Origin of the sequence: Bradyrhizobium sp. ORS 285 (assembly GCF_900176205.1) — a bacterium.
Taxonomy (GTDB): Bacteria; Pseudomonadota; Alphaproteobacteria; order Rhizobiales; family Xanthobacteraceae; genus Bradyrhizobium.
The window spans coordinates 5,154,515-5,166,721 of the sequence record NZ_LT859959.1 but is presented as its reverse complement, the minus strand read 5'-3'; the positions used below and the strand labels follow the sequence as shown (position 1 = coordinate 5,166,721).

12 protein-coding genes are annotated in these 12,207 nt (G+C 63.8%); 5 read left to right on the top strand and 7 right to left on the bottom strand.

What is annotated here, in order from left to right:
• Positions 1–243 precede the first annotated feature (243 nt).
• On the top strand, positions 244–1,020 hold the full coding sequence (locus tag BRAD285_RS23150) for a thioredoxin family protein (protein ID WP_006610766.1): 777 nt from the start codon (positions 244–246) through the stop codon (positions 1,018–1,020).
• A gap of 38 nt (positions 1,021–1,058) precedes the next feature.
• Here the strand turns inward: BRAD285_RS23150 and BRAD285_RS23145 are convergent, their stop codons facing one another.
• Entirely contained in the window at positions 1,059–1,832 is a 774-nt protein-coding gene (locus tag BRAD285_RS23145; RefSeq protein WP_006610767.1) for a serine acetyltransferase, read from the bottom strand.
• 93 nt (positions 1,833–1,925) lie between these two features.
• On the opposite strand from BRAD285_RS23145, the gene BRAD285_RS23140 reads away from it, so the two are divergent.
• Positions 1,926–2,483, top strand: a complete 558-nt coding sequence (locus BRAD285_RS23140) for a hypothetical protein (protein WP_006610768.1) — start codon at positions 1,926–1,928, stop codon at positions 2,481–2,483.
• A gap of 894 nt (positions 2,484–3,377) precedes the next feature.
• Here BRAD285_RS23140 and BRAD285_RS23130 read toward each other — a convergent pair.
• The gene (locus tag BRAD285_RS23130) at positions 3,378–4,376 is read right to left on the bottom strand and encodes a hypothetical protein (protein WP_035645429.1); all 999 of its coding nucleotides are present in this window, start codon (positions 4,374–4,376) and stop codon (positions 3,378–3,380) included.
• A gap of 1,097 nt (positions 4,377–5,473) precedes the next feature.
• Between BRAD285_RS23130 and BRAD285_RS23120 the strand changes: the two genes are divergently transcribed.
• Together BRAD285_RS23120 and BRAD285_RS23115 are read left to right on the top strand one after the other, a co-directional pair.
• Complete coding sequence (locus BRAD285_RS23120; protein WP_035647366.1) at positions 5,474–7,018, top strand: aldehyde dehydrogenase family protein; 1,545 nt, start codon at positions 5,474–5,476, stop codon at positions 7,016–7,018.
• A gap of 75 nt (positions 7,019–7,093) precedes the next feature.
• A complete protein-coding gene (locus tag BRAD285_RS23115; protein ID WP_035647367.1) occupies positions 7,094–7,291 on the top strand; it encodes a DUF3606 domain-containing protein in 198 nt (65 codons plus the stop codon).
• 5 nt (positions 7,292–7,296) lie between these two features.
• Here BRAD285_RS23115 and BRAD285_RS23110 read toward each other — a convergent pair whose 3' ends face one another.
• Complete coding sequence (locus BRAD285_RS23110; protein WP_006613288.1) at positions 7,297–7,545, bottom strand: hypothetical protein; 249 nt, start codon at positions 7,543–7,545, stop codon at positions 7,297–7,299.
• 59 nt (positions 7,546–7,604) lie between these two features.
• On the bottom strand, positions 7,605–7,790 hold the full coding sequence (locus BRAD285_RS36690) for a hypothetical protein (RefSeq protein ID WP_349509742.1): 186 nt from the start codon (positions 7,788–7,790) through the stop codon (positions 7,605–7,607).
• Positions 7,791–8,078: 288 nt separating this feature from the next.
• Here BRAD285_RS36690 and pncA point away from each other — a divergent pair, with 288 nt between their 5' ends.
• A complete protein-coding gene (gene pncA / locus BRAD285_RS23100) occupies positions 8,079–8,702 on the top strand; it encodes a bifunctional nicotinamidase/pyrazinamidase (RefSeq protein ID WP_035647370.1) in 624 nt (207 codons plus the stop codon).
• Between the two features lie 140 nt (positions 8,703–8,842).
• On the opposite strand, the gene BRAD285_RS23095 is transcribed toward pncA, so the two are convergent.
• From BRAD285_RS23095 to BRAD285_RS23085, 3 genes are read right to left on the bottom strand one after another with little or no spacing between them, the layout of a single operon-like run.
• Positions 8,843–10,396, bottom strand: a complete 1,554-nt coding sequence (locus BRAD285_RS23095) for a hydantoinase/oxoprolinase N-terminal domain-containing protein (RefSeq protein WP_006609387.1) — start codon at positions 10,394–10,396, stop codon at positions 8,843–8,845.
• 3 nt (positions 10,397–10,399) lie between these two features.
• Positions 10,400–11,500: a DUF917 domain-containing protein gene (locus BRAD285_RS23090; RefSeq protein WP_006609388.1), complete on the bottom strand. Its 1,101-nt coding sequence runs from the start codon at positions 11,498–11,500 to the stop codon at positions 10,400–10,402.
• The gene (locus BRAD285_RS23085; RefSeq protein ID WP_035644465.1) at positions 11,497–12,156 is read right to left on the bottom strand and encodes an AroM family protein; all 660 of its coding nucleotides are present in this window, start codon (positions 12,154–12,156) and stop codon (positions 11,497–11,499) included. Before BRAD285_RS23085 ends, BRAD285_RS23090 begins: the two co-directional genes overlap by 4 nt.
• Between the last annotated feature and the right edge of the window lie 51 nt (positions 12,157–12,207).

Here is a 12,207-nt window from a genome sequence, read left to right as displayed (position 1 = left end):
CACGTCTGACATCACGATCCCACAACTCACGAGATCAATCGTCGGATCAGTTCGTCCACGCAATTCGGTATAATACGGTGCCGATTGCGCCAAAGGTCTGACGCTGCCCCGCGGAACCGGCAATGGGCAAGGGCTGATGGCCGCAACCTCCGTCAGACCTTAGGCAGAGAGGAAAAGCGGACGACCGATGTCGGACGGGGTGTGGCTCGATCGTCCTTCGACCGGACAATGGAGGATCCCGACATGGCCGCTCCCCGGATCGTGACCGTAGCCGAATGGACCGAAGCGCACCGTGCCCACCTGGCCGAGGAAAAGGCCTTCATGAGGCGGCGCGATGCCTTGGCGGCTGCCCGTCGGGCGTTGCCCTGGCTGCGGGTCGAGAAGAACTACGTGTTCGAGGCCTCAGAGGGCCCCTGCAGCCTTGATGGCTTGTTTCGGGGTCGCAGCCAGCTGATCATCTATCATTTCATGATGGCGCCGGGCGATCCGCACCGTTGTCCCGGCTGCAGCTTCCTTTGCGACCATATCGACGGCGCCAACCAGCATCTTCGTCATCATGACGTCAGCCTGGTCGCCGTGTCGCGCGCGCCGCTCGCCGAGATTCTCCCCTTCAAGGCGCGCATGGGCTGGGCGTTCGAGTGGGTGTCGTCGGAGGGCAGCGACTTCAATTTCGACTTCCAGGTTTCGTTCTCCGACGAGCAAATCGCGACGGAACAGGCGATCTACAACTTTGCTCCGCTGCGGCGCGGAACGCACGAGCTTCCCGGCCTCACCGTGTTCACGAAGGACGAGGCCGGCGACATCTTCTGCACCTTCCAGGTTCGCTCGCGCGGCGGCGATCCCCTGATCGGCGCCTATCATTATCTCGACCTCACGCCCAAGGGCCGCAACGAGACCGGCCGTGGCAACCTCTCGGACTGGGTCCGTCTGCACGACGAGTACGAGGACAGCACTGGACCTGCGTGCACCTGCGGCTCGTCGGCTGCTCACGGCAGTGCAGGGCGGACCAGCGCCGTGTGATCCGTCGCGCGGACTGGTCTCGTCTGTGCCGCTGCGAGCTAGGCTCCGGCGGGTGCAGGTGTCTGCGGGCAGTTCGTCAGCCGCGCCGGCGTGCCGACAGCGGAGCAGCCGGCGGGGACATCGCGGGTGACCAGCGCGTCGGCGCCGATCTTGGCGAACTCGCCGACGCTGACGTCGCCCAGGATGGTCGCGCCCGAGGAGATCAGCACGCCCCGGCCGATCCGCGGCGCGCGGCCGGGCAGCGCATCCTGCCGTCCGATCGTGACGTTCTGCAGAATGGTGACGTCATCGCCAACATCCACATAGGCGCCGATGACGATGCCGGTGGCATGGTCGAGGAAAACAGCGGCTCCAAGCCGGGCCGAGGGATGGATGCTCACCTGGAGACAGGTCGAGGACTCCGCCTGCAGCAGCAGCGCCAGATCAGGCCTTTCGTTCGTCCAGAGCCAATGCGAGACGCGATAGGCCTGCAGTGCGACATAGCCCTTGTAGTTCAGCAGCGGCGGCAGCAGTGCCGTGGTGGCGGGATCGCGCGCCGCGATCGCGCGAAGATCATCCGCCGCCGCGTCGGCCAGGGCCGGCGCAGCATGCTGCGCGTCCCGGGCGATGCGGGAAAGCCGCACCCGTTCGGCATCACCCCTGCCCAGCCGTGCGCCGATCTGGTGAGCGATCATGCTGCCGAGATCGGGATGGTCCAGGACTGCAGCCGACAGGGCGCGGCCGAACACGGGATCGGCAGCCGCGCTCGACCGTGCCTCACGCAGGATCGATTGCCAAAGCGAGCGGCTGAGCGCGTTCGAGAGGTCGACCATGATCAGGCTCCTCGGTTGCCGACCAACGAGCGAGCACTGTAACATGGACGGAGCTTCATCAAAATCCTGCTGGCCACGACCGGCCGACAAGCGTTGATCGCCTTGCCCCGTCGCATTCACATCACTGGCGCCTCCGGCTCTGGGACCACCACGCTCGGCCGCCGCGTTGCCTCGCTGCTCGCCATCCCGCATCACGACACGGACGACTATTTCTGGAAGCCCACCGATCCGCCCTATGTCGACATGCGGCCGGCGTCCGAGCGGCTTCGTCTGATGGCCGACATGTTCGTGCCGCGTCCCGCCTGGGTGCTGAGCGGATCTTTGTCAGCCTGGGGCGATCCGCTGATCTCCTACTTCGACCTCGTCGTCTTCATCACCATCGCCAAGGAGCTCCGGCTGCAGCGCGTCCGGATTCGCGAAGCCACGCGCTACGGTGCTGCAGCCGTTGCGCCCGGCGGCGCGCGCCATCGCGACACTGAGGACTTCGTCGCCTGGGCCGCTGCTTACGATGAGGGCGACACCATCAGCCGTACGCGCGCGAAGCACGAGGCGTGGCTGGCCACGCTGCCATGTCCCGTGCTGCGCCTCGACGGCGAACGCCCGATCGAGGAGCTTGCGGAGCGGGTGGCGATGACGGCATCTACGGAGTGACGCGGTGCGGGACACGCGGCTCGTGAGCCGAGGAGAATGTTCCGATCTGCGGTTCACGACTTTGTCGCACACCGCGGCTTCGAAGTCCGAGTACGGAGTTGATTGGCGAGATCTCTTCGCACAGGGAGTATCGATAGTCGCAGGTCCGTAGGTCTCGGACGGAAAACTTTATCGCCCGCATTTGGCCGTCCTCTCCGATGAAGACGCCGCGGAATGAGGCGACCGGTATCATCAAAAAAGAAGCCCAGCTCTCGTGATTGGCTTCAAAATTGGCGAATCCGTGCAATTTACCAACTGTCGCGAATGACGCGATAGCCAATTAATCCAGTTATAAATTACCAATCGACGGCATTCATAAAGCTGCTTACGCGCTCTGGCCGCTTGCCCCGGGGTCTTTCGCTGCTCGTCACATCTTGGATCTGAACAGAGTCGAGAAATCTCATATGTTTCTTGTTCAAAAGTTCCGGATTCTTCTTTCGGCCAGAAAATATCAGCATCACCTCTAGCCAGCGCAGTTCATCAGCCGTAACTCTCGTCGAAAAGCCGCTGTGCGACGTCTTAGGCTTTGCTAGTAAGTGGAGACAAATGGTACCCCTCATCGCGCGCCAATCGTGTGAGATTTTGAGGAGATTGTTCTTGTTGAGCACCTCTCTTCGAAAATCCTGTCGGTGGGTGATACCAACATACAAAGGTTTATAGTTGCTCTTGTTTCGCAGCGAAAATAAGTAGGCGCCCCGAGCGTATGGGAGGTCGGGCGCTTCGTCATTCACCGCCTCCCAAGCTTCGGATTGCCACTTGCTGGAAAACACGTTGGTCCTGTCTATCGGATATGGCCCGTACACGTGAAAGGGAGCGGAAGTCATTCGTATATCCACAAAAAGTGATCTGAACTCTTTAGTAGCCTGCCTTGCGCAGATCATTTGACGCTTTGGCGATCGACGTAGTCATGGTGCCGATGTTGTTCGCAACGTCGAGTAGGTCGTTGCCGGACAGATTTATTAATTCCGCGTTTGCGTCGGCTATCTGTTTAAGTAGCTTAAGGTAGTCTGGCCGTCGTCCAACGAAACCCTCTCTTTCGCTTAGGTAGGCCGAATACTCTCTGGCGAAGTCAATTACGCTCGTGCGAGTTGTGCCGCCTAAGTGCATTTTCAGTATTTCCTTCTGCTTTGCTTCCGTCCTTGTAAGAATGGATGGATAGTAGTCGCGAATGAACCGAAGGCGTTCAAGTGCGCAGGAATCCCAATAGCTAAATGCCAAGGCTTCGGGCCCGGTGAGGGAAAGTAGCGTCTTTTTCTTGCTGAGAGCTTTCAATGTCTGCGACAGCGGTGCGCTCATCGATACAGCTGCGGTGCGAATGGCGGTCTCAGCGGTATATCTTTCAATTGTCTGCGCAATAGTGATGACGGATTTTAGGCCCCCCAGCACAAGAGATGCCTCGGGAATTAGTTCTGAGCTTTTGAAGGTATCTATCACCTTATCTGCTTTTGCAATTGTGGTGTCGATTGCCTTGTATTGCTTTGAGATATCCGAGATTAAATCTCCATAGCTCGCGAGGGCAGCTAGTATGGCATCTTTCGATCTTATGTCGGTCCGGGCTTCAAGGAGAACGGAATAGTCCGTTTTGCGAAAACGAATGCTCGCGTTGCGGTAATAGTTCTCAAGGTCTTGTACGACCTTGTCGTCTGGGTCGCCGCACGAGTAAGTGTCATAAGATATGAATCTGAGTTGTTCGGATTTGCGTGCAAAGTCCTTCATAAGGTCGATTTCTAAACTGTCTTGCGCAGATAGCGCTGTGCTGAAGGCGCTGACCTTTTCAATAAATGGATTCCCTATGTCTGCGTTAGTGCCGCACCCAGCGAGAAGCACCGCAAATCCAAGAACTGAGAAACGCATTGGTCGTCCCCCAAGCAATATGGGTATCGTCTCGTTCTAGTTGAATCGAAGCAATAGCGCGATTTTTTCATTTGTGTGTTTTCCACAGGGGCGTCTGCATTCATCCTAGTCGTTTGGGGGAAACCAAAGGGCTGGGTGTATGCATGCCACGACATCAGGCGTTTGCTCTCTGCACGCGTCGGATGCCGTGGTCGCGTCCCCAAGCCATGGCCAACAATCTGTGTAATTTTCTCAACGGGACGTTCAAGATTTGCTGCGGACGGATAGGCGTAATACTCCATCCATGGCTATTCATGGCCGATTGCATTCTGGGCTGACGCATGACACTTAGGCTGGCCCCCAAAAATAGCTTTCGCTTTTCCAGAAAGTATGCTTTACTGTCTCCATCCTGCTTCGCCACGAGGGGCGTATCGCGATCGTCACGACACGTGAGGCGGGGAGGCGATGGCCGCTGATTTGCCGCAGCGCATATCCGTGCGCGGACGAACGGCAGTCGGCGGACGCGAAGTCGTGTGGTCCTGGCGCCGCGACGCTGGCGCCAAGCTGTCGGGCGATGATCCCGACGGCGACGGGGGCTAAAGAGCCGTACACCGGGGAGATCACGATATAAGCGTGAAGACCATCGCGCAGGGAATGCCGGAGTTCGGCTGAACCTGTGGTGACTGCCGCCTGCTTTTTTTGCTGCAGGCGGGCCATGGGTTGCGGCCAGCGCCCGGCATTCCCTGCGCCCTCGTGATCCTCCGAGGAACCGTCGATCCTATCAGCCCGGGCGCTTCAGCGTCGCGGGATCGAACCGGTGCGTGAGGACGGAAATCGTGCCAGAGGGCATCGACCCGTCAGATTTGATGATGGAGCAAAGATCTCCATGGGACACGCGTCGACCCTTGCGGTCGGATTTCAAGCGCAATGGCGAGAGGCCTTTTGGAAGCTGGCTTGCCAGGGGGAAGCCGAGTTGCCAGCGCCTGGCCACCACCGGCCGATCGCCCAGCGCCCGGCACTCGCACTGCTGCGGATTATGATCTAGATGGGAGCCATCTCGACGGACCGATCCTGACGTCTCGCGCGCACCGGCGCGCAGCACAAATCCGGAGTTGCATATGGCGCAAGCACATTCTCTCAGCCTCGCTACCGAAACGATCGGTATCCTGACCTCGCTCGGCGTTGCCCCGGAGCGGCTGCGCGGCGGCCCGCGTGCCGCGCGGTCCCCGATCACCGGCGAGGTGCTGGCGCAGCTGCACGATGACACGCAGGCGGACGCCACAGCGCTGATTGCCCGCGCCCATGGCGCCTTTTTGCAGTGGCGACTGCTGCCGGCGCCGAAGCGCGGCGAACTGGTGCGGCTGCTCGGCGAGGAGCTGCGCGCCAACAAGGCGGCGCTCGGACGCCTGGTCTCGATCGAGGCCGGCAAGATCGTCTCTGAGGGGCTCGGCGAGGTTCAGGAGATGATCGACATCTGCGACTTCGCCGTCGGCCTGTCGCGCCAGCTCTACGGCCTGACGATCGCGACCGAGCGCGCCGAGCACCGCATGATGGAGACATGGCATCCCCTGGGGGTGATCGGCGTCATCTCGGCATTCAACTTTCCGGTTGCCGTTTGGGCCTGGAATGCGGCGATTGCGCTGGTGTGCGGCAACAGCGTCGTGTGGAAGCCCTCCGAGAAGACTCCGCTGACGGCGCTGGCGACCGACGCGCTGCTGGCGCGGGCGATCGCCCGCTATCGCCGCGAGGGTGGCGAGGCGCCGGACGGGCTCGCTGGCCTGCTGCTCGGCGGCCGCGCCGTGGGCGAGATGCTGGTGGACGACGCAAGGGTGCCGCTGGTGTCGGCGACCGGATCGACCGCGATGGGCCGCGTGGTCGGCGCCTGCCTCGCCGGCCGCTTTGCCCGCGCCATCCTCGAGCTCGGCGGCAACAATGCCGCGATCGTCACGCCCACCGCCGATCTCGATCTCACGCTGCGTGCGGTGGCCTTCGCCGCGATGGGCACCGCCGGTCAACGCTGCACCAGCCTCCGTCGGCTGTTCGTCCACGCCGATGTCTACGATCAGTTGGTGCCGCGCCTGAAGCAGGCCTATGGCTCGGTGGCGATCGGCAATCCGCTGGAGCAGGGCACGCTGATCGGTCCGCTGATCGACCGCGGCGCTTTTGACGCCATGCAGGATGCGCTGAGCGCTGCGAAGGATCACGGCGGCCGCGTGTTCGGTGGCGAGCGCGTCAGCGTCGGCGGCTTCGAGGATGCCTACTACGTGCGGCCGGCGCTGGTCGAGATCGCCACACAGGCTGGGCCGGTCGAGCGCGAGACCTTCGCGCCCATCCTCTATGTGATGCCGTATCGCGATCTCGATGCCGCGATCGAGCTGCACAACGCAGTGCCGCAGGGCCTGTCGTCGTCGATCTTCACCAACGATCTGCGCGAAGCCGAATTGTTCGTCTCGTCGCGCGGCTCCGACTGCGGCATCGCCAACGTCAATATCGGGCCGTCGGGCGCCGAGATCGGCGGCGCGTTCGGTGGTGAGAAGGAGACCGGCGGCGGCCGCGAGTCAGGCTCGGATTCGTGGAAGGCGTACATGCGCCGCGCCACCAACACAGTGAACTACGGGCGTAGCCTGCCGCTGGCGCAGGGCGTGAAGTTCGACATCGGGTGAGGCGTTCGATGCTTCTGGTCATCAGCGGAACTACTGCGCCGATTCGTGCGTTGCGCGCTGACAAGGAGAAGCATCATGGCAGCAAAGAAGAAGACCTCGACAGCAAAGTCGGCGCGCGGACGCAAGCAGGATCGCTCCCGCGTCGCAAGCGGTCAGGACTACGAAGTGCGTTACGAAGCGAAGAAGAGCGGCCGCTCGGCATCGGCCGTGAAGAAGGCGGTCAAGAAGGTGGGCAACAGCCGCAAGAAGGTCGAGCGCAAGCTCGCGCGTTAGGATCGTCAGGTCGTCTTCGGCCGCTGCGGCGGCCGGAGCGATCCTCTCGCCCAGCCGAGCGCCTTCGGCGAATGCAAGGGATCTGGCCCGTCGCAGACCGGACAGATCGACTCACGCGGCTTGGCTGTCGCGCCGAGTCCGACATCGGCCTGTCCGTCGGAGATCGCATCATGCTGCCGTTCGCTGATTGCGAGCGGGCGGCCGCAGGTCGGACAAGGCTTACGGATGAGCCATTGGGCAGGACGTTTCAGCACGACGACGTCTCCCGGTTGAGTATTCAGGCTAGGACATCTTCGGGCCGACGCGGAATCACTTATTTGAATCGCGGCAAATCTTCCGGTTCGTCTGGCGTCGAACAGTCGGGACAGCTGTCGCCGATCGCGGCCAGGACATCCTCGATCGCAGCGATTGCCTCCGAACTGCAAACGCCGCGCGGCGGATCGTCGCTGGCCGCGCGACGCGCGCGGGCCACCGCATCTGGATCGCCGCGCTCCCGCATCCAGCCATGCTCCTCGCATTCGCTGATGGCGCCGGCGTCGCGCAGGATGCTGATCGCCCAGCGCTCTAGATTTGGGCTCGCCTGGCTGCGTGGATGGACAAGGGGCATCGGCTCTCTCCAGCCTGGGAGAATCCACGAATCCTCATGCGTTTCCAGGCTCCGCCTGCAGGGCAGGGATTCCAAAATGGAGGGGCTGGGTTTTGGCGGATGTCTCCGCGCTTGCCGCTTGAGATCGCCGCAGGCTGAGGCCATCCTGAATGGGGCTTTGTGACACGGGTGCAGACAGGGATGCAGATCAAGACCAACGAGGATGTGCTGCTCATCATCGATGTGCAGAACGATTTCTGCCCGGGCGGCGCGCTTGCGGTCGCCGAGGGCGACGCGGTGGTGCCGGTGATCAACCGGCTGAGCGCGATGTTCGATCACGTCGTGCTGACCCAGGACTGGCATCCGGCGGGACACAGTTCGTTCGCCTCCAGCCATCCCGGCAAGGCGCCGTTCGAGAGCGTCACGATGCCCTATGGGCCGCAGACCCTGTGGCCGGACCACTGCATCCAGGGCACGCCGGGCGCGGCGTTTCATCCAGGGCTTTCGACCGACAAGGCGCAGATGATCATCCGCAAGGGTTTTCGCGGCAGCATCGATTCCTATTCGGCGTTCTTCGAGAACGACAAGACCACGCCGACCGGGCTCGCCGGCTATTTGCGCGAGCGCGGTTTGACGCGGGTTTTCCTGGTCGGGCTCGCGACCGATTTCTGCGTGCACTACTCGGCGGTCGACGCCCGCCGGCTCGGCTTCGAGGCGATCGTGATCGACAGCGCCTGCCGCGGCATCGATCTCGGCGGCTCGATGGCCGCCGCCAAGGCCGAAGGCGCCGAGGCCGGCGTGATCAGGCTGCCGGAGCTGGCGTGAGGTCGGATCGTGAGGCTTTCACCCGGTGAGCGTGTTCGACGATCACCTCTCCCGAAGGGAGAGGTCGGATTGCATCGCAAGATGCAATCCGGGTGAGGGGTTCAGGTGCTCATGAAGAGTAGAACACCGATGTGATTCAACTACGCCGCCGCGCCAATATCAGGCTCAGCGATGGCGCCGGCGACGCGGACACGGACGCGGAGCGCATTGCCGGGGAGGTAGGCGATCGGCATGTCCTCGACGTCGACCGTCTTGAGCGTGCCGCGCTCGGCGCCCGCTTGCACCGCGCGGTCCTCGGCGATGCCGCGGGCCGCCGCGATGGCCTCGTCGCGGGTCAGGTCGCGGAACACCTGGTCGGCCTCGCCCGACACCTGGGCGATCGCCGCGCCGACCGCGTTGGCACAGTCGCCATGCGGGACGCGGACGATGTTCGAAATGCCGGCAAGCCGCTCCGGCACCAGGAAGGCACCGCCGCCGACCGCGAGCAGCGGCACGTCGCCGGCCTCGGTCTTCATGCGGTCGATGTCGCCCTCGAGCTGCTTGTGCGCGTCGGCGAGCGCGGCATCGATGAGCGCTTTCGGCAGATGCGCGACGCGCGCGCGCTCGCCGATGTCGATCAGCCCGGCCGCCACCGCGATATCGGTCGCGGTGAGCTGGTCGCCGCCGAACACCAGCGCCTCGGATGTCAGCCGATATCCGACGCTGACGGGGCCGACACGGACCGGCTCGCGCGCGACGTGGCTGCCGCCGCCGAGGCCGATCGAGAGCAGGTCGGGCATGCGGAACAGGGTGCGCACGCCGCCGACCTCGACCACGGCATTGGCCTCGCGCGGAAAGCCGTGGCGGAGCTGGCCGATGTCGGAGGTGGTGCCGCCGACATCGACGACCATGGCGTCGTCGAGGCCGGAGAGATACGCAGCGCCGCGCATCGAATTGGTGGCGCCGGAGGCGAAGCTCATGACTGGGAAGGCGGTCGCGATCTCCGCCTGCATCACGGTGCCGTCGTTCTGCGTCAGGAACAGCGGCGCATCGATGCCGGAGTCGGCGATGGCCTTGCGGAAGGCAGCGACGGTGGTGACGGCGAGGTCGTGGAGCGCGGCATTGAGCAGCGCGGCGTTCTCGCGCTCGAGGAGTCCGATGCGGCCGAGGTCGTGTGACAGCGTGACCGCGACGTCGGGGCAGATCTCGGCGAAGATCTCCCGCGCCGTGATCTCGCAGCTCGGATCGAGCGGCGAGAACGACGAGGCGACAGCGACCGAGCGCAGGCCGTTGGCCTTGATCGCGCGCGCGGCGGCCTTGAGGCCGTCGGTGTCGAGCGGCATGAAGGGACGACCGTCATAGTCATGGCCACCCTCCAGCATGAACGTCTCGCCGCTGACGAGTTCGGCCAGATCCGCCGGCCAGTCGCAGAACGGCGGCAGCGAGGCGGAGGCGGGCATGCCGATCCTGACAGCGCCGATCTTCTGCAGATGCCGCCGCTGCACCACCGCATTGATGAAATGCGTGGTGCCGATCACGACCGCATCGACCGGCACGGCCGCTGCGGGATTTTCGCGCAACGCCTTCAGCGCCGCGAGAATGCCGGAGGTGACGTCGGCGGTGGTCGCGGCCTTGACGGAGTGGACGACCTTGTCGTCGGCAATCAAGACCGCGTCGGTGTTGGTGCCACCAACGTCAATACCAATCCGCTTCATTCACTAGGCTCCAGCGGTCGCAAACAGCGACCGGAAATCGAGGTCGTAACCAAAGGCGCGGGGGCCGACGAACTCCAGTCCGCGCGGGCTGGTCAGCACCGCGGGCGCGGGCAGGGCAATCACGGTGACGCGCTGGCCGTAGCGCACGGTCTCGGTGCCGATGCCGTGGCCGTTGACGCTGTCGAGCACGCAGATCAGGTCGGGCGACATCGCGATGGCTTCATCACCGCGCCAGGCCACGATCCATTCGTTCTGAAACGACAGCTTGAGCTGCGTGCCGCGATCGGCGTCGCTGCCCTCGATGACGGCAGAGCCGCGGAGGAAGCCTTCGGTGGTGCGGCGCTCGACGTCGACGATCTTGCCCGTGAACAGCCGCTGGCCACCCTCGCAGTCGAGGATCGCCGCGATCGGATCCTGGTGGTTCTTGTTGGCGGCGTTCACGGCACGGCCGATCGCAATCGCCTTGGTGGTGGTGAAATGGATGCCCCAGTCCTTGACCTCGCGCCCGGTGCGCGGCGCCTTGCTCGTCGAGGCGATCGAGCCCATCTCGACGCAGATCTTGCGGCTGGCGCGCTCCATCCACTTCCACGAGGGCACCTTGGTCACGACAGCCTCGATGCCGCGCGGATCATACAACGTGCAGGGATAGGGCTTGAGATCGCCGATCGCCACCGACGTCATCTGCGCCTCGGGAAAGGCGCGGCCCATGCAGTCGGCGTCGACCACGGGAATGTTCAGATGCGCGGCCGCCATCAGCGCCTGCATGCCGTTGCCGCCGCCGATCTCGACCGACATCACGGCACGGAACTTGATGTTGTTGATCTCCTCCTGCATCCGCACCGCGCGCGCGATGCTGCGGCTGTCGGCAAGGCGCTCCTGACCCACCAGCGGTGCGCCCATGTTCGAGACCACCGCAACCCAATCGTCATCGGCGAGATCGAGCGGCGACATCAGCTGCACGCGATGCCCGTCCGCATACAGCCGACGGAGATTGAGCAGGCCGAGATAGGGGCTGCCGCCGCCGCCGGTGCCGAGGATCCAGGCGCCGACCGCGAGCGCCTCGATGTCGTCGAGGCTGATCGTCTTCATCTCGACCTCGCTCACGACACCAACTCCTCGACCACGCGCGCGGCCGCGGCGATCGACAGGATCACGGGGCCCGGATGATGCCGACGCACGCGGGCCTTGTTGGCGCTGGAATAGCTCATGCAGTCGAGCACGACGAGGTCGGGCTGCTTGGCCGCCATCTCGCGCGCGGCGGCATCGACGGTGGCGTCATCCGAGCCCGGCTGCAGCGTGACGCCGACGACATCGACGCCCTCGCGTTGCCATTTCCCGGCAATCAGCGCGGTCTGCTCCGGTAGTGGCGAGAATACGCCGAGCCGGCCCTTCGGCAGCACCGCCTCGACCAGCTTGTGCAGCACGGCCGAGGGCAGGATCACCAAACCTTCTGGCGCGATGTTCGGAAATTCGCCGGTGCAGGCGAGCATGACGACGTCGATGCCCTCCTGCCGAAACTTTGCGAGCTGCGCATTGGCGCGGGTCTCGACGGCCTTCTTGCTGAGCCGCACATTGTCGCCGTTCGGCAGCAAGGTGAACAACGAGTCGGCGCCATCGACCGGCGGAATCTGATCGATCTCGGCCCGACTCATGCCGTCGAGCGCGCCGCGCAGCTCGATCGTCATGCCGGGCGACAGCACGGCCGCGATCTCGGCCTCCGTTGTTGGGCGCGGGCTTTGGCCGATGACGACGACGCCCATGCGCCGTTGCGAGAGTTGGGCCGGGGGCGGGGATGAAACCATGACGTTCAA

Bases quoted from the DNA above. Each gene is read 5' to 3' on its own strand.
- BRAD285_RS23150 (WP_006610766.1), top strand. From the start codon at position 244: ATGGCCGCTCCCCGGATCGTGACCGTAGCCGAATGGACCGAAGCGCAC.
- BRAD285_RS23145 (WP_006610767.1), bottom strand. From the start codon at position 1,832: ATGGTCGACCTCTCGAACGCGCTCAGCCGCTCGCTTTGGCAATCGATC.
- BRAD285_RS23130 (WP_035645429.1), bottom strand. From the start codon at position 4,376: ATGCGTTTCTCAGTTCTTGGATTTGCGGTGCTTCTCGCTGGGTGCGGC.
- BRAD285_RS23120 (WP_035647366.1), top strand. From the start codon at position 5,474: ATGGCGCAAGCACATTCTCTCAGCCTCGCTACCGAAACGATCGGTATC.
- BRAD285_RS23115 (WP_035647367.1), top strand. From the start codon at position 7,094: ATGGCAGCAAAGAAGAAGACCTCGACAGCAAAGTCGGCGCGCGGACGC.
- BRAD285_RS36690 (WP_349509742.1), bottom strand. From the start codon at position 7,790: ATGCGGGAGCGCGGCGATCCAGATGCGGTGGCCCGCGCGCGTCGCGCG.
- pncA (WP_035647370.1), top strand. From the start codon at position 8,079: ATGCAGATCAAGACCAACGAGGATGTGCTGCTCATCATCGATGTGCAG.
- BRAD285_RS23095 (WP_006609387.1), bottom strand. From the start codon at position 10,396: ATGAAGCGGATTGGTATTGACGTTGGTGGCACCAACACCGACGCGGTC.
- BRAD285_RS23085 (WP_035644465.1), bottom strand. From the start codon at position 12,156: ATGGGCGTCGTCGTCATCGGCCAAAGCCCGCGCCCAACAACGGAGGCC.